Genomic DNA, 17,059 nt, shown 5'->3' with positions numbered 1-17,059 from the left:
GGCGCAGGGCGTCAGGCCCGGCGCCGGCAGCCCGCCATCAGCTGCAGCCGCTCGTCGAGCCGCAGCCCTCGCAGATGTAGCAGGATCCCGCACGCTGCATCTTCGTACCGCAGGAGAAGCACAGCGGCGCGTCCGCGCTGATGCCGAGCTGCATCTCCACCAGTTCCGCGGAGGTGTGCGCCTGCTGCGGGGCCGGAGTCCCGGCCTGCGGGCCGGAGACGGGCTTCAGGCTCTCCTGCTGGCGCGGGGCGGACTGGGCCAGGCCCTCGACGTCCACCTCGTCCTCGGCGGGCTCGTACGAACCCGTCTCCAGGTGCCGCTGTCGCTCCTCCGCCGAGTGGATGCCCAGCGCCGAGCGGGTCTCGAAGGGCAGGAAGTCGAGCGCCAGGCGGCGGAAGATGTAGTCGACGATCGACTGCGCCATCCGCACGTCCGGGTCGTCCGTCATACCGGCCGGCTCGAAGCGCATGTTCGTGAACTTCGAGACGTAGGTCTCCAGCGGCACACCGTACTGCAGGCCGACCGAGACGGCGATGGAGAAGGCGTCCATCATGCCCGCGAGGGTGGAGCCCTGCTTCGACATCTTCAGGAAGACCTCGCCGAGACCGTCGTCCGGGTAGGAGTTGGCCGTCATGTAGCCCTCGGCGCCGCCGACCGTGAAGGAGGTCGTGATGCCGGGACGGCCCTTGGGCAGGCGCTTGCGGACCGGGCGGTACTCGACGACCTTCTCGACCGCGGTGCGGATCGTCTCCTCGGCCTTCTCGGCGATCTCCTGCTTCTCCTCCTTCTTCTTGGCGGAGAGCGGCTGGCCGACCTTGCAGTTGTCGCGGTAGATCGCGAGGGCCTTGACGCCCATCTTCCAGGCCTCGAAGTAGATCTCCTCGACCTCCTCGACGGACGCCGTCTCCGGCATGTTGACCGTCTTGGACAGGGCGCCGGAGATCCACGGCTGGATCGCGGCCATCATCCGGACGTGGCCCATCGGGGAGATGGCGCGCTCGCCCATCGCGCAGTCGAAGACCTCGTAGTGTCCGGTCTTCAGTCCCGGGGCGTCGATCACGTTGCCGTGCTCGGAGATGTGGGCGACGATCGCCTCGATCTGCTCTTCCTGGTAGCCGAGACGGCGCAGCGCCTGCGGCACGGTGCCGTTGACGATCTGCATCGAACCGCCGCCGACGAGCTTCTTGAACTTGACCAGCGCGAGGTCGGGCTCCAGACCGGTGGTGTCGCAGGACATCGCGAGACCGATGGTGCCGGTCGGGGCGATGACGGACGCCTGCGCGTTGCGGAAACCGTTCTTCGCGCCGAGGCGGACCACGTCCTGCCAGGCCTCGGTGGCCGCGGCCCAGACCGGGGTGTCCAGGTCGTCCATGCGGACGGCCGTTCCGTTGGCGTCGGCGTGCTGCTTCATCACCCGCTGGTGCGGTTCGGCGTTGCGGGCGTAGCCGTCGTACGGGCCGACGACCGCGGCGAGCTCGGCGGAGCGCCGGTAGGAGGTGCCCGTCATCAGCGAGGTGATGGCACCGGCCAGGGCGCGGCCGCCGTCGGAGTCGTACGCGTGGCCGGTCGCCATCAGCAGGGCGCCCAGGTTGGCGTAGCCGATACCGAGCTGGCGGAAGGCGCGGGTGTTCTCGCCGATCTTCTGGGTCGGGAAGTCGGCGAAGCAGATGGAGATGTCCATCGCCGTGATGACGAGCTCGACGACCTTCTGGAAGCGCTCGACGTCGAAGGACTGGTTGCCCTTGCCGTCGTCCTTCAGGAACTTCATCAGGTTCAGCGAGGCCAGGTTGCAGGACGTGTTGTCCAGGTGCATGTACTCGCTGCACGGGTTCGAGCCGTTGATCCGGCCGGACTCGGGGCAGGTGTGCCAGTGGTTGATGGTGTCGTCGTACTGGATGCCCGGGTCGGCACAGGCCCAGGCCGCCTCGGCCATCTTGCGGAAGAGCGACTTCGCGTCGACCTCCTCGATGACCTCGCCGGTCATCCGGGCACGCAGGCCGAACTTCCCGCCGGACTCGACGGCCTTCATGAACGCGTCGTTCACGCGGACGGAGTTGTTGGCGTTCTGGTACTGGACGGACGTGATGTCGTCGCCGCCCAGGTCCATGTCGAAGCCCGCGTCGCGCAGCGCGCGGATCTTCTCCTCCTCCTTGACCTTGGTCTCGATGAAGTCCTCGATGTCGGGGTGGTCGACGTCGAGGATGACCATCTTGGCGGCCCGCCGCGTCGCGCCACCGGACTTGATCGTTCCGGCGGAGGCGTCGGCCCCCCGCATGAAGGAGACCGGTCCGGAGGCGTTGCCTCCGGAGGAGAGCAGCTCCTTGGAGGAGCGGATGCGGGAGAGGTTCAGGCCGGCACCGGAGCCGCCCTTGAAGATCATGCCCTCTTCCTTGTACCAGTCGAGGATCGACTCCATGGAGTCGTCGACGGACAGGATGAAGCAGGCGGAGACCTGCTGGGGCTGGGGCGTGCCGACGTTGAACCACACCGGCGAGTTGAAGCTGAAGATCTGGTGCAGGAGGGCGTACGCCAGCTCGTGCTCGAAGATCTCCGCGTCGGCGGGCGAGGCGAAGTACTTGTAGTCCTCACCGGCCTTGCGGTACGTCTTCACGATGCGGTCGATGAGCTGCTTCAGGCTCACCTCGCGCTGCGGGGTGCCGACCGCCCCGCGGAAATACTTGCTGGTGACGATGTTGACCGCGTTCACCGACCAGAAGTCGGGGAACTCGACGCCACGCTGCTCGAAGTTGACCGAGCCGTCGCGCCAGTTGGTCATGACGACGTCACGGCGCTCCCAGGCCACCTCGTCGTACGGGTGCACGCCGGGGGTGGTGTGGACGCGCTCGATGCGCAGGCCCTGCCGGGCCGCGGCAGCCTTGGATCCCTTGGCTCGGGAGCCTCGTGCCGGGCCGCTCGTCGTCTCTGTCATGCCGCCTCCCATATACGGGCAAAAACGCCCTGAAGTGCCCAGTTCTTCCCGTGGCACGGTCTTGTGTCTGTCGCCCCGGGCGCAGCGCCGCGCGCAGCACCCGTGACAGGTCTCCTCAGCCGCTCTGCGACCCATCCCCACCCCGCCCCCGCGGGCCGTTCGATCAGTCGGCGGCTCTGGCGGGCTCGGGGACCCCGTGGGTCGCACCGGGCCCGCCCTCCTCTGCCGGTGGCCGCTGCTCGCGCAGCTCCGCGATGGCGGCCTCGAAGTCTTCGAGCGAGTCGAACGCCCGGTACACGGACGCGAAGCGCAGGTACGCGACGAGGTCGAGCTCCTGCAGGGGGCCGAGTATGGCCAGACCCACGTCGTGGGTGGTCAGCTCGGCACTGCCGGTGGCGCGCACCGCCTCCTCGACCCGCTGGCCGAGCTGGGCGAGGGCGTCCTCGGTGACGGGCCGCCCCTGGCACGCCTTGCGCACGCCGGAGATGACCTTGTTACGGCTGAAGGGCTCGGTGACCCCGCTGCGCTTGATCACCATCAGCGACGCCGTCTCGACCGTCGTGAATCGACGGGAGCAGTCGGGGCACTGGCGGCGGCGCCGGATCGACGTGCCGTCGTCGGTGGTCCGGCTGTCGACGACACGACTGTCAGGGTGCCTGCAGAAGGGGCAGTGCATGGTTCCCAACCCTCCTTCACAGCACGACTGAACAGCCCCGCAGGGGCGCATCGGCCCCCTCGAAGCAGCCACAAGCATAGGCGATCGCCCCGACCTTGATGGACCGGGGACCACAACTTCTGGGTGGCCGGGACAATCCAACCACTAGATCTGGGGTTTGGCCGCCAATCCCGCCCGAACGCGTGTCGCGCCTCGGGAGCGGGCGCCCCGCGGTCCGTGGCCGCCCGCAGGGCCGGCCACGAGATTACGGGAGGGGCCCGGCACGTCCGATCCCGGGGGCCGCGGTCGCCCCTTTCCGGCGCCCCGGATGACAGACTGGCGGTGGGCACCCCCGCGGCTCACGCCCCGCCGCGCGGGCTGCCGCGACGGTCCGGACAACCGGCACGATCGCGGCCTCCTATACACCTAGCCACATGCGAGCGTAAGGTGATCTGCGTTTTTTCACTCGAACGTGTGTTTGGCGCAACCTTTCGAAAGCAACTACCGTTGTCCAGCCAGGGAGACCATTTCGAGAGGGGCCGACGTGACCACCACCGCTGACAGTGCCACCATCACTGCCCAGGACCGCTCCCAGAACCGATTCGAGCCGGTGCATGCCATGAATGACGCAGCCACGACCCCGGAGGGCGCAGAGCCCGCGCGCCCCGCTCGTTCGCTGCCCGGTCGACCTCCGGGGATCCGCGCGGACAGCTCCGGCCTCACGGACCGCCAGCGCCGGGTCATCGAGGTCATCCGTGACTCGGTGCAGCGCCGTGGATACCCGCCGTCGATGCGTGAGATCGGCCAGGCGGTGGGCCTCTCCAGCACGTCGTCCGTGGCCCACCAGCTCATGGCCCTGGAGCGGAAGGGCTTCCTCCGGCGCGACCCCCACCGGCCGCGGGCCTACGAGGTGCGCGGCTCGGACCAGCCGGCCACGCAGCCGACGGACACCACGGGCAAGCCCGCCGCCTCGTACGTGCCCCTGGTCGGCCGCATCGCCGCCGGTGGCCCCATCCTCGCCGAGGAGTCGGTCGAGGACGTCTTTCCCCTCCCCCGGCAGCTGGTCGGCGACGGCGAGCTGTTCGTCCTGAAGGTCGTCGGTGACTCCATGATCGAGGCCGCGATCTGCGACGGCGACTGGGTCACGGTCCGCCGTCAGCCGGTAGCCGAGAACGGCGACATCGTGGCAGCCATGCTGGACGGCGAGGCCACGGTCAAGCGCTTCAAGCGCGAGGACGGCCATGTATGGCTGCTCCCCCACAACGCTGCGTACCAGCCGATCCCCGGCGACGAGGCGACGATCCTCGGCAAGGTGGTGGCAGTGCTTCGACGGGTGTGAGCACACTCCGTCGGCCCTGGCCGGGCCCCGGGACCCACTGCGCCGGTCCCGGGGCCCTGTTGTCTCCCCGGGGGGAGACCGCTCGTCCGATGCGCCGTCGCCAGGGGGCGCCCGCGGGGCCTCACGGAGCGGCCCCGGCGCCTGTCCGCCTCCCCTCCTGGCCTGTTTCCCGTCGGCGCCTACTTCCCGTCAGCCCTCGCCTTCGCGTCGATCGCCGCGAGGGAGCGGCGCACCTGATTACGGTCCGTGGTGTACCAGAAGTCCGGCAGTGACGCCTTCAGATAGCTCCCGTACCGCGCCGTGGCCAGCCGCTGGTCGAGCACGGCGACCACACCACGGTCTCCCGTTGCCCGTACGAGCCGGCCGGCGCCCTGGGCCATCAGCAGCGCGGCATGGGTGGCCGCCACGGCCATGAAGCCGTTCCCGCCCGCCTCCTCCACGGCCTTCTGGCGGGCGCTCATCAGGGGATCGTCGGGGCGTGGGAACGGGATCTTGTCCATCACCACCAGCTGGCAGCTCGGACCGGGGACGTCGACCCCCTGCCAGAGGGAGAGCGTGCCGAACAGGCACGTCTTCGGATCGGCCGCGAAGTTCTTGATCAGCTCCCCGAGCGTCTCCTCGCCCTGGAGCAGAACCGGGAACTCGGGGATGCGGGAGCGCAGCTCCTCGGCCGCGAGCTGGGCCGCCCGCATCGAGGAGAACAGCCCGAGCGTGCGACCACCGGCGGCCTGGATCAGCTCGGTGAGCTCGTCGAGCATGTCGTCCCGTCCGCCGTCCCGTACCGGACGGGACAGATGCCTCGCGACATAGAGGATGCCCTGCTTCGGATAGTCGAACGGCGAGCCGACGTCGACGCCCTTCCAGACGGCGAGGTCCTCGCCCTCGGTGCCCTCGGGGGCCAGCCCGAGCGAGGCCCCCACACCGTTGAAATCGCCGCCCAGCTTGAGTGTCGCGGAGGTGAGCACCACCGAGCGGTCGGCGAACAGCTTCTCCCGCAGCAGACCCGAGACCGAGAGCGGGGCGACCCGCAGGGACGCTCCGAAGCGGTCGTGGCGCTCGTACCAGACCACGTCGTACTCGGAGCCGTGGCTGATCCGCTCGGCGACCTCATGGACGGACTCCACCGAGGCGAGCGCCTGCTTGCGGACGACATCCTCGTCTTGGACGGACTTGTCGCGGGTGGCGCCCAGCGCCGAGATCACCGTGCGGGCGGCATCGCGCAGCGCCAGCAGTGCGTACCCCAGGTCCTCCGGGATCTCCTCGAGGCGGCCCGGCAGCGCGAGCTCCATCAGCCTCTCGAAGCCCTCGGCGGCCGTCTGCAGCTGATCGGCGGCCTTCTCGTTGACCAGTTTGGCGGCACGCCGCACCGCGCGATTGACCTGGCCGGGAGTGAGTTCTCCCGTGGCGACGCCGGTGACGCGCGAGACCAGTTCATGGGCCTCGTCCACGATCAGCACCTCGTGCTGCGGGAGCACCGGGGCGCCCTCGATCGCGTCGATGGCGAGCAGGGCGTGGTTCGTCACGACGACCTCGGCGAGCTTGGCGCGCTCCCGGGCCATCTCCGCGAAGCACTCCGCCCCGTATGCGCACTTGCTCGCGCCGAGGCACTCCCGGGAGGACACCGAGATCTGCGACCACGCCCGGTCGGACACGCCGGGGGTGAGGTCGTCCCGGTCGCCTGTCTCGGTCTCGTCGGACCAGTCGCGCAGTCGCACGAGGTCCTGGCCCAGCTTGCTGGTGGGGGCGGCGGCCTCGAACGGGTCGAAGAGCCCTTCCTCCTCCTCCTGGGGGACGCCCTCGTGGAGCCGGTGCAGACACAGATAGTTCGACCGGCCTTTGAGCATGGCGAATTCCGGCCTGCGGCGCAGCAGCGGGTGCAGGGCCTCCACCGTCCGCGGAAGGTCACGCTCCACGAGCTGGCGCTGCAGCGCCAGGGTCGCCGTGGCGACGACCACGCGACCCCCGTGGGCCAGCGCGGGAACCAGATAGCCGAGCGACTTGCCCGTACCGGTGCCGGCCTGGATCAGCAGATGCGACCCGTCGTCGATGGCCTCGGAAACGGACTCGGCCATGGTGACCTGGCCAGGCCGCTCCACCCCGCCGACGGCGTCGACCGCGGCGTGGAGGAGCTCGGGGAGGGATGGCTTCGTCATAGACCGCCCACCCTAAGGGGCGCCGCTGACAGCGCGGTCCGGTCCCGGCCGGAGCGCTGCGACATCACAGGCTCAGAGGGTTGCGGACCGTGCCGTGGACGGCGGCGTGCGGACGCCGGGAACGGTCGCGGTAGCCGTCGAGGTGGAGCCGGTTGCGGTTCAGGCAGAGGCGCTCGATACGCGGAGTGAGCAGGTCGAACAGCTCGTAGCGGTCCTTGAGCTCGGGGAAGCGGGACTGGTGGCGCAGAATCTCCGCACGGACGAGGGACCAGAACCGGGACTCCGGTACGCCCAGTTGCTCCTCGCACAGCGGGGCGAGATGGCGGAACACCCCGACGAAGAGACCGGAGTGGATGAACTGGGTGAGGAAGGCGGGCTCCTCCGAGAGCAGGACCGCGCGCACGTCGTCGGGCATGGTGCCCAGTTCCGGCAGGTCCGTGGCGCTGACGTTCACGTCGTCGACGAAGTCCTTGATCGCGAGGCGTACGGGCACGTCGTGGTCGTCGAAGACCACGATGGCGTTCTCCCCGTGGGGGGAGAAGACCGTGCCGTAGCGGTAGAGGAAGTGCAGCAGGGGCGGGAGCAGGGCGGCGAAGAGGTGACGCAGCCAGGTGGCGGGAGCCAGCCCGGAGCGTTCGACCAGTTCGGCGCTGAAGGCGCGGCCTGCGGGGTCGGTGTGCAGGAGCGAGGCGAGGGTGCGGGCCCGCTCCCCGGCGGGCAGCCGCAGGGGCTCCCGCCAGATGGCGCCCAGCAGTTCCTTGTACTGGTAGGGCACCTCGGGCAGCCGGTCGTAGTGCGGGTGCTCGACGGTGACCGAGGCCACCTCCCCCAGCAGGATCACTCCGCACTCGTCGCGGAGGAAGGGGTCGTGGTCGCGCAGTCCGTGGACCCATGAGGTGACGGCAGGCGCGGCGAGCGTGCGCTCGGTGGGCAGCCCCCGCCAGACGAGGGTGTTGAGCACGGACAGCGGGAGCTTGACGGTGTGCCGTTCGGGTCGGCTGGTGTTGAGGAAGGTGCGGATGGACTGCTGTGGGAGCCGCAGGTCGCCGTCCGTGGTGAGCGGGACGATCTCGCCGCGGGCGACCGACGGGGCGTAGAGGGGCAGAAGCACCTGGTCCCACTGCCAGGGGTGCACGGGCAGCAGGAGGTAGTCGGAGGGGTCGAGGCCGCGGTCCGTCAGTGTGGCCGTGAAGGCCCGGCGCACCGGAGCGTCGAGCTCCGCGGCATAGAGGAGCTCGGGCGTGTCGAGGCCCCGCACGCCTCGGTAGGCGGCGAGGCGGGTACTGACGGCGATCCACGGGAGCCGGGCCTGATTCCGCGCCTCGGGAGCCCAGCGGGCGGTGTCCCGGGCGGAGAAGCCGAGGCGGCCCTTGTTGAGGACCAGCCAGGGGTGTCCCGTCTGATGGCCCTCCAGGGAGGCGTAGTCGAGGTCGGCGAGCCGGGCGGCGGGGAGTGCTGTGTGGTCGAGTCTGCAGTCGGCGGCCAGGGTCGTGCTCAGCTCGCGGACGAGGTGGCCGAGCGTGGCGCCGTCGAGCGCGAGGAGGTGGCGGGCGGCCGTCAGGAAGCGGAGCGGATCGGTGAACGGGATTCCGTCGCACCGCACGGACTCGGGGTCGACCTTCCAGCTGCCGTAGGCGCCCCGCCGGGCCCGGAAGGTGAGGTTCTCCCCTTCGTCGAGGCGGAGTGCGTAGCCGTCGCCGAGGCCCTGGGGCAGCGGCTCGATGATCTCCTCGTAGGCGAACTCACCGAGCGTCTTGGCGAGCAGACGGACCGACGCCCGTTGCCAGGTCTCCGGGTTGAGCTCGGCCGGCGCGAGCAGGGCGGTCGGCTCGTCGGAGTCAGCGGTGGCAGGGGACTTCGGCACGGGGACTCCTCGGATGGAACCGATGCGATTCGAGTGGTGTATGCAGGGCAGCGGGTCGGTCACAGCACTGTGCCCAGCGCTCTGTCGCGGACCATGAGCGCGGCTCGCTTGTCCGGCAGGTCGACTTCGGCGGAGAAGCGGAAGCCGGCGCTGAGGAAGGCGGAGACGGAAGGGGTGTTGCGCAGGTCGGGTTCGGCGACGACGCGTCCGCAGCGGGGCCGGTGGTCGAGCACGTGATCGGCCGCGGCCCGGAGCAGGATCGTGCCGACGCCGCGGCCGCGGTCGGCGACACCGCCGATGAGCAGGTGGATGCCGGTGTCATGGGGCCGGGCGGGGTAGTGACGGGCGAGCGGATCGAGGTCGGCGCGGTAGATCTCGAAGTAGCCCGTCGGCACGCCGTCGAGCACGCCGAGGCAGGGGACGCTGCGGCCGTCTCCCGCCAGCTGACCGCCGAGGTGGGCCTCGGTGACGGACTCCGGTCCGCCGAGCTCCCAGAAGGCCGCGACGGCGGGGTCGTTCATCCAGCGGCTGATCAACCGCAGATCGCGCTCGATCCGGACGGGCACGAGCTGGAAGGAGCCGATGGGAGTAGGGACGGCACCCCAGTCGGAGAGGCCGTCCAGCAGGTCCTCGCCGGGGAACGGTGCGTGGTCGGGAAGCTTGCCCACGGGGCCCTCCCGGGGCGCCGCGCCCGGGGGGTCCTCGTCCGCCGGCGTCCGGGAGCCCGGTTGCCGGTCCTGTTCGAAGAGCGCCGCGAGTTCCTCGGGCAGCCGCAGTTCGAGGGTGTCCTCCACCCCGCCGGCGGTGGAGGGGGTGGAGCCACTGGTCGAGGGGGTGGAGCCGCTGGTGTCGGTGCTCGCGTCGGTGGGAGGCAAGGGTGGCGCTCTCCTCTCGGCAGTTCGGACGGGTCGGTCGTCGGGGGTGCCCGTCCTGGCCGGCCGGTTCCTTGGGAGACGGGATCCCGTCGGGGGATGTCGTTCAGGAGTGGAGGGGGTTGCTGATGGTGACGTAGACGGACTGGGTGTCGACGGGGCCGACGAGCTCGTCGAGGCCGTGCAGCCGGGTGAGGAGGTTCGCCTTGCACCGCAGGGTGGAGCTCTCCAGGAGCTGCGCGGGCAGCGGAGAGCCGAGGTGGCGGACGGAGTCGAGGAAGCGCCGGAAGGCGGCGAGGAGCACGCGTTCGTCGGCGAGCCGTTGCGACCCGAATGCGCCGATGAGACCGAGGACGTTGTTGATGCCGAGGTAGTAGGCGAAGCGTTCGTCCGTGACGGCGTCGTCGACGAAGGTGTCGCTGCGGGTGCCGATACCGGGAAGCCGGTGGTCGAGTTCGGCGCGGCGCGACTCGCGGAAGTAGTAGCCCTGGTTGTCGCGGTAGCGGCCGCCGGCGGGCCAGCCCTGCGGGTCGATGATCACCAGGGTGTTCTGCTGATGGGCTTCGAGGGCGACACCGGCCGTGGCATCCAGCCACAGCACCGGGCGCACGACCTGGTCGAGGTAGCGCAGGAACCACTCGGCGGCGACGGCACCGGTGGGGCGGCCCGTGCGGGCGGCGAGACCGCCGATGACCTCGGCGAGACGCGAGTGGCTGCCCGTCCGGCCCGGCCAGGGCCGGGGGGCGGTGAGACCCGCGAGGCAGACGGCGTCGTCACCGGCGCCGAACGGGTTGTGCCGGATCATGACGTCGAGTCCGGGCAGTGGCGTTCCGTGCGGGGTGTCCACGGCGAGCCATGCGGGGTCACGGACGATGTCGAAACGGGGGTGCGCGGTCCGCCACTGCGTGCCCAGGCCGCTGCGGAGAAGGCGGTGGACCTCGACGCCTCGGTGGAGTTCCTTGCGGAGGTTCTCACGACGGGAGTTGGTGATGCGTACGCCGAGCGAGAGCTTGAGCATGGCCGGTGCGCCGGGCTGATGCACGGTGCGGACGGACGAGGTGGGGTGCCAGGGCTCACCTGCGGGGCCCAGGTCGTGGAGCAGTCCCGCGTCGAACAGCGCGGCGACTTCGGGGCGGTGGGCCACTTCCCGGGCCTGCCAGGGGTGCAGCGGCAGGGCGACGGTTCCGGGAGGGAGGGGGAGGTCGCCGGCGAGCCGGGAGGTGAGCCGCTCGGCGGGCACGGTGCGGCCCTCTTCCGTCCAGGCCGAGTCGCAGGAGAGCACGTCCCGGTGGACGGCCAGCCAGTGGAGCGGGAAGGAGCCGTGCAACTCAGGTGAGTAGAGCCGGGCTTCGGCGTCGGTGAGCCCTTCGCGGCTCTTGGGTGTGGGGTGGAGCGGATGGCCCGGGATCAGTGACTGCTCGGCGGTGAGAAAGAGGTCGGCCCCGTGCTGGGGGCCGGGGCGCCGGCGCCGGTCCTCGATGAAGCCGGCCGTACGGCGGACGGAGTCCGCGACGCGTCCGGCGAGGTCGACCGCCTCGGACCGGCGGCCTTCACCATCCATCGGCACACGGCTTCCGGATCCGGGCGCGCTGCCGTCGGCGCCCGGCTCACGGGTGAGGAGGGCCGCGACGGTGACGGCGTCGGCCGGAGGGGCGCCCGCCGGAGCACCCTCCAGTGCGGGCGGTCCGAAACGGTGCCAGCCGGTGAGGGACCAGTGGAGGACGGGGACGAGCAGGGCTGTGCCGCTGGCCCGGAGCGGAATGCGCAGGGACGCCCCGGTGGGCCTGGGGAGGTCGTTCTCCCTGACCCAGCAGCGCAGAAGGTTCTCCACGGCGCCCGCGTCGGCGGCCTTCAGCGGATCGGGGTGGTCGAGCGGGTCGGCCGCGGTGCCCGGGTGGGCTCCGGCGGGGACTTCGGCCGGGCCCGTGGCGGGACCGGCTTCATGGTCCTCGGACGACCCGGAGGCCTGCCTCGGTACCGTCGCCGGCTCGACCGCGAGGGGGGCGGCCGTCGTCCCGTTCTGCCCCGGGTGGTGGCCCGCGGTGGTACGGGCGTCGGGCTCTGGGGTGTCGGCAGCGGGGGTGGGGTTCACGGGGACTTCCTTGTGGTGTCGTCCGGGATCACAGAGACGGTCCGGTGTCGTTGCGGCGGTGCGGTGCGCACACGGCCGCTTCCAGGGAGTCGGCGAAACGGTCGAGGACCGCCTGGGCCTGCTCGTCGGTGAGCGTGAGGGGAGGCAGCAGTCGGACGACCCCGGAGTGTCGTCCGCCGAGTTCGACGATGAGCCCGCGGCGCAGGCATTCCCGCTGCACGGCGGCGGCGAGGACGGGGTCCGCAGGCGGGACGTCGGCCTGCGGGTCGTCGACGTCGGGATTCACCAGTTCGACACCGATCATCAGCCCCCGGCCGCGTACGTCGCCGATGGATCGGTGGGTGGCGGCGAGGCCCTGGAGCTGCCCCAGCATGCGTGTGCCGAGGGTGGCAGCCCGCTCGGCCAGCCGGTTCTCCCGGACGAAGGCCAGGGTGGCCGCGCCGGCCGCCATGGCGAGCTGGTTTCCCCGGAAGGTGCCGGCGTGGGCGCCGGGCTGCCAGACGTCCAGATCGGCGCGGTAGACGATCACGGCGAGCGGGAGGGAACCGCCGATGGCCTTGGACAGCACCATCACGTCGGGGACGATCCCGCTGTGCTCGACCGCCCAGAAGGCTCCGGTGCGACCCACCCCCGTCTGCACCTCGTCGGCGATCAGCGGGATGGAACGGGACGCGGTGAGCTCGCGCATCCGTCGCAGCCAGCCGTCGGGGGCGGGGATCACACCGCCCTCGCCCTGCACCGGTTCGAGGATCATGCCGGCGGGAGTCGGGACACCGCCCTTGGGATCGTCCAGCAGGTTCTCGGTCCACCGGGCGGCGAGTTCGGCGCCCCGTTCGCCTCCGACACCGAAGGGGCAGCGGTAGTTCTGCGGATAGGGGAGCCTCGTCACCCGGACGTCCGCCGCACCTCCCGAGGCGTCGAGGGCCCCGGCAGTCATGCCGTGGTACGCGCCGGTGAACGCGAGCAGCCCGGTGCGGCCCGTCGCGGTGCGGACCAGCTTGAGGGCGGCTTCGACGGCGTCCGTGCCGGCCGGCCCGCAGAACTGCACGCGGGCGTCGTCGGCGAGCGGTCGCGGCAGCGTGGCGAACAGCTCGGTGGTGAAGGCGTCCTTGACCGGGGTGGCGAGATCGAGGACGTGCAGCGGCGCTCCCGAGGCGAGCACCTTCTTGATCGCTTCCAGTACGACGGGGTGGTTGTGGCCGAGGGCGAGGGTCCCGGCGCCCGAGAGGCAGTCGAGGTACCGCCGTCCGTCCGCCCCCTCGATCGTCAGCCCCCTGGCCCGTACCGGGACGATGGGCAGCGAGCGGGCGTAGGTCCGTGCCGCCGACTCACGGAGCGACTGGCGGCGCAGGATGCCTTCGTGCGCGACGGGCTGTGCCGGCGGAGCGGGTTCGGTCACGGCCACGGTTGTTCGTCCTCCGACTGTCACGGTTGTGTCGCGCCTCGGTACGGCGGTCGACCGCCGCGGCACGACGGTGAACGCTGGAAGCCCGCGTCCCCCGTCCGTACCAACGACGACGGGAGCGGGGGATCACGGTCATTCCGGAAGATCCTCGCGCCCGGGAACCACGGCCCTGCCGCTCACCGTCCCCGACGGCACCGGCATAGTGGGGGGCCGCGCAGCGGCACCGGCAGCGTCGCCGGGGTGTGCGCAGGCAATCTCGTTCCGTACGCACGTAACTGATGAAGTCCCAGGGGGATCACCACATGCGACCCAATCGCCCGATCTTCGCCGCACGCCGGGGGGAGAACGCCGCTCGCAGGCCGATACTCGCGGCGGGCGCGCTCGCGGCCGCGCTCGTGCTGACGGCAACGGCCTGCGGCCCCGGTGAGGACGGCGCTTCGGACAAGCCGAGTGCCCCGGCGGCGGCCGGCGGTGCCACCGACGGGAAGATCACGATCCCGGACGACCTCAAGGACCGGCTCAAGGAGCACGGGATCGACCTGGACAAGTGGCGCGACGGCGAGTGGAAGAACTGGGACAAGGACACCTGGCTCCGGGAGGCCAAGGACTTCGTCAACCCGATCATCGAGGACCTCTGGGACCCGGACCGGATGCGTGAGGCCGAGGAGCCCGCCAAGCCGGTCGAGGAGGAGGACATCTCAGGTGACGAGGGTGTCACCGACCCGACGCCGCAGCCGGTCGAGGCCGCGGCGGTCGCCGCGCCCTACCACGGCAACGCCCCCGAGGCCGGGAAGGTCTTCTTCGACGGCCCCAAGGGCTCCATGGTCTGCTCCGCGACCGTCGTGAAGGACCCGGCCAACCCCGGAAAGTCCAACATGGTGTGGACCGCGGGCCACTGCGTCCACGCGGGCAAGCAGGGCGGCTGGTACCGCAACATCGCCTTCGTCCCCTCGTACAACAACAGTGCGAAGACCTCCACCAAGGGGGACACGAAGGAGCAGGTGGCCCCCTACGGCGTGTGGTGGGGCGACTGGGCGCAGACCTCCGAGCAGTGGATCTCGCAGGGCGCCGCCACGGGCGGCCAGGGTGCGCCGTACGACTTCGCCGTGATCCATGTGACGCCCGAGAAGGGCGGCAACGGCAAGTCCCTCGAGGAGACGGTAGGTTCGGCGCTTCCGGTCGACTTCAACGCCCCCGCCGTGCCGAAGGTGGGCAGCATGAGGGCGACGGGCTTCCCGGCGGCGCCGCCGTTCGACGGCGAGCGGATGTTCCAGTGCGAGGACAAGCCCGGCCGGCTGTCACTGAGGGCCGAGGAGCCGACGATGTACCGCATCGGCTGCACCATGACCGGTGGTTCGTCCGGCGGTGGCTGGGTCGCGGCCGGCAGGGACGGCAAGCCCGCGCTGGTCTCGAACACCTCGATCGGCCCGGTGACGGCGGGCTGGCTCGCCGGACCGCGCCTCGGCGAGGAGGCCAAGGACGTCTACGACGCGGTAAGCAGGAAGTTCGCGGGGCGGTAGTCGCGCGCGGTCGCGGGGCCCCGGACTCTCCGGGGCCTTCCGGCGCTGCCGCGGGAGGGGCCTCGTTCGAGGCGGTGACAGCGGTTCGGCCCCGCCGGTGGCCGGCGCGGGCGGAAGCTCCCCACGGCTCGTGCGTGGAGGCTCCGTGCAGGTGGTGGGCACGGCGGCCGCGCGGAGGGGCCGACCCGGGAGTGGTTCGCACCACGAGGGCGGTCGACCGGATGACCCCGTCCCCCGCGCGCACAGGCGGCGACACGTTCATGGCGGACCGCACGCAGGACAGCGCCCCGGCGAGGGGAGCCAGCACGACGATGAGCGGGAGCTTCGCGCTCAGGTGATCCGCCGGCTTTCGGGCCGCGCTGTCCGGCGCGGGGCCACCGCCCCGCCCCGAAGGGCACCGCAACACGCGCCCCGCGCCCCATGAAGGCCCGCCCCGGGAGGGGCGGGCCTTCGCAGGCGCCGTCGGGCGGTGCCGACCGCGGACGGCTCAGCGCGTCGCCGGGACGTACGGTCCCAGCACTGCCGCGAGTTCCTCGTGCACCCGCGCCTTGAGCAGGGTGCCCTCCAGGGTGTGCTCCTCCGACAGCACCTCGCCGTCGGCGTGGACGCGCGAGACGAGCGCTCCCTGGGTGTACGGCAGCAGGGCCTCGATCTCGACCTGAGGGCGCGGCAGTTCGGCGTCGATGATCGCGAGGAGTTCGTCGATCCCCGCGCCCGTACGGGCCGAGACGGCGATGGCGTGCCGCTCGATGCGCAGCAGGCGCTGCAGTACGAGCGGATCGGCCGCGTCCGCCTTGTTGATCACGACGATCTCCGGCACGTCCACCGCGCCGACGTCCCGGATCACCTCGCGCACGGCGGCGAGCTGCTCCTCCGGCGCGGGATGCGAGCCGTCGACCACGTGCAGGATGAGGTCGGACTCGCCGACCTCCTCCATCGTGGAACGGAACGCCTCGACGAGGTGGTGCGGAAGGTGCCGGACGAATCCGACGGTGTCGGCCAGCGTGTAGAGCCTGCCGCTCGGGGTCTCGGCCCGTCGCACGGTCGGGTCCAGGGTGGCGAACAGCGCGTTCTCCACCAGGACGCCGGCGCCGGTGAGGCGGTTGAGCAGCGAGGACTTGCCCGCGTTGGTGTAGCCGGCGATCGCCACGGACGGAACCTTGTGACGCTTGCGCTCCTGGCGCTTGATCTCGCGGCCGGTCTTCATGTCCGCGATCTCCCGGCGCATCTTCGCCATCTTCTCGCGGATCCGGCGCCGGTCCGTCTCGATCTTGGTCTCACCGGGGCCCCGGGTGGCCATGCCGCCGCTGCCGCCGCCCATCTGCCGGGACATCGACTGGCCCCAGCCGCGCAGCCGGGGCAGCATGTACTGCATCTGCGCCAGGGCCACCTGCGCCTTGCCCTCCCGGGACTTGGCGTGCTGGGCGAAGATGTCGAGGATCAGGGCGGTCCGGTCGACCACCTTGACCTTGACGATGTCCTCGAGGTGGATCAGCTGGCCCGGGCTGAGCTCACCGTCGCAGACCACGGTGTCGGCCCCGCTCTCGAGCACGATGTCGCGCAGCTCGTTGGCCTTGCCCGAACCGATGTACGTGGCCGGGTCCGGCTTGTCGCGGCGCTGGATCACACCGTCGAGCACGAGAGCTCCCGCCGTCTCGGCGAGGGCGGCGAGCTCCGCGAGGGAGTTCTCCGCGTCCTGGACGGTCCCGGAGGTCCACACGCCGACGAGCACGACGCGCTCGAGGCGCAGCTGCCGGTACTCGACCTCGGTGACGTCCTCGAGCTCGGTGGAGAGGCCCGCCACACGCCGCAGCGCGGCACGGTCGGAGCGGTCGAACTGGTCGCCGTCCCGCTCTCCGTCGATCCCGTGGCTCCAGGCGACGTCCTCTTCCATCAGGGCATCGGCCCGAAGGCTCTCGGTGCGGGTGGTCTCCGCGAAGCTCTGTGCGTCCTGGGAAGTGGATGAAGAGGAGGTCATTGGATCCTTACGTCGATGGAAAGCTGATGCGGACCGTATGCGCTCGGCATTCTCCCGCGATTGTCACAACGCGTCACGGTCCCGGAACATTCCCGGTGTGCCGCGCCGGGGCGGAGGGACCGTCGGGCGGGCCCGCCCCTCTCCGGGGAGGCGTGCCCGGCGGCGCCGCCGACCTGTCGATGGTCCCACGGCGCCCCTGCGGCCGTCACCCCGGTTTTGACGCCCCTCCCCCGTGCCCGGGAGCGCCGTGGA

At 71.2% G+C, this 17,059-nt stretch carries 10 protein-coding genes; 2 read left to right on the top strand and 8 right to left on the bottom strand.

The features are described 5' to 3' along the window. Positions 1-37 precede the first annotated feature (37 nt). Together AB0J10_RS28225 and nrdR are read right to left on the bottom strand one after the other, a co-directional pair. A complete protein-coding gene (locus tag AB0J10_RS28225) occupies positions 38-2,929 on the bottom strand; it encodes a vitamin B12-dependent ribonucleotide reductase (RefSeq protein WP_363065292.1) in 2,892 nt (963 codons plus the stop codon). Between the two features lie 163 nt (positions 2,930-3,092). Next, positions 3,093-3,605 (bottom strand): transcriptional regulator NrdR, encoded by a 513-nt coding sequence (gene nrdR / locus AB0J10_RS28220; RefSeq protein ID WP_363065290.1) that lies wholly within the window; start codon positions 3,603-3,605, stop codon positions 3,093-3,095. Between the two features lie 523 nt (positions 3,606-4,128). Here nrdR and lexA point away from each other — a divergent pair. Further along, the gene (gene lexA / locus AB0J10_RS28215; protein ID WP_093651710.1) at positions 4,129-4,923 is read left to right on the top strand and encodes a transcriptional repressor LexA; all 795 of its coding nucleotides are present in this window, start codon (positions 4,129-4,131) and stop codon (positions 4,921-4,923) included. Positions 4,924-5,102: 179 nt separating this feature from the next. On the opposite strand, the gene AB0J10_RS28210 is transcribed toward lexA, so the two are convergent. The 5 genes from AB0J10_RS28210 to AB0J10_RS28190 all read right to left on the bottom strand — a co-directional run bounded on the left by AB0J10_RS28210 (position 5,103) and on the right by AB0J10_RS28190 (position 13,309). Next, complete coding sequence (locus AB0J10_RS28210) at positions 5,103-7,076, bottom strand: ATP-dependent DNA helicase (protein ID WP_363065287.1); 1,974 nt, start codon at positions 7,074-7,076, stop codon at positions 5,103-5,105. Between the two features lie 64 nt (positions 7,077-7,140). Further along, on the bottom strand, positions 7,141-8,940 hold the full coding sequence (locus AB0J10_RS28205) for an IucA/IucC family siderophore biosynthesis protein (protein ID WP_363065285.1): 1,800 nt from the start codon (positions 8,938-8,940) through the stop codon (positions 7,141-7,143). 59 nt (positions 8,941-8,999) lie between these two features. After that, the gene (locus AB0J10_RS28200) at positions 9,000-9,815 is read right to left on the bottom strand and encodes a GNAT family N-acetyltransferase (protein ID WP_363065283.1); all 816 of its coding nucleotides are present in this window, start codon (positions 9,813-9,815) and stop codon (positions 9,000-9,002) included. A gap of 103 nt (positions 9,816-9,918) precedes the next feature. Beyond that, positions 9,919-11,904 (bottom strand): IucA/IucC family protein, encoded by a 1,986-nt coding sequence (locus tag AB0J10_RS28195; protein ID WP_363065281.1) that lies wholly within the window; start codon positions 11,902-11,904, stop codon positions 9,919-9,921. 28 nt (positions 11,905-11,932) lie between these two features. Then, complete coding sequence (locus tag AB0J10_RS28190) at positions 11,933-13,309, bottom strand: diaminobutyrate--2-oxoglutarate transaminase family protein (RefSeq protein ID WP_363065279.1); 1,377 nt, start codon at positions 13,307-13,309, stop codon at positions 11,933-11,935. Between the two features lie 302 nt (positions 13,310-13,611). Between AB0J10_RS28190 and AB0J10_RS28185 the strand changes: the two genes are divergently transcribed. Beyond that, positions 13,612-14,829, top strand: coding sequence for a hypothetical protein (locus AB0J10_RS28185; protein WP_363065277.1), 1,218 nt, complete (start codon positions 13,612-13,614; stop codon positions 14,827-14,829). Between the two features lie 487 nt (positions 14,830-15,316). Here AB0J10_RS28185 and hflX read toward each other — a convergent pair whose 3' ends face one another. Next, positions 15,317-16,807 carry a GTPase HflX gene (gene hflX, locus AB0J10_RS28180; RefSeq protein WP_363065275.1) on the bottom strand — a complete coding sequence of 497 codons (1,491 nt, stop codon included), beginning with the start codon at positions 16,805-16,807 and terminating at the stop codon, positions 15,317-15,319. Positions 16,808-17,059: the final 252 nt, after the last annotated feature.

This window comes from Streptomyces sp. NPDC049887, from assembly GCF_040656535.1.
Classification (GTDB): Bacteria; Actinomycetota; Actinomycetes; order Streptomycetales; family Streptomycetaceae; genus Streptomyces.
This window is presented reverse-complemented; position numbering and strand designations above follow the sequence as displayed.

Coding starts and splice junctions, on each gene's coding strand:
- hflX (WP_363065275.1), bottom strand. CDS start 16,807: ATGACCTCCTCTTCATCCACTTCCCAGGACGCACAGAGCTTCGCGGAG.
- AB0J10_RS28225 (WP_363065292.1), bottom strand. CDS start 2,929: ATGACAGAGACGACGAGCGGCCCGGCACGAGGCTCCCGAGCCAAGGGA.
- nrdR (WP_363065290.1), bottom strand. CDS start 3,605: ATGCACTGCCCCTTCTGCAGGCACCCTGACAGTCGTGTCGTCGACAGC.
- AB0J10_RS28185 (WP_363065277.1), top strand. CDS start 13,612: ATGCGACCCAATCGCCCGATCTTCGCCGCACGCCGGGGGGAGAACGCC.
- AB0J10_RS28210 (WP_363065287.1), bottom strand. CDS start 7,076: ATGACGAAGCCATCCCTCCCCGAGCTCCTCCACGCCGCGGTCGACGCC.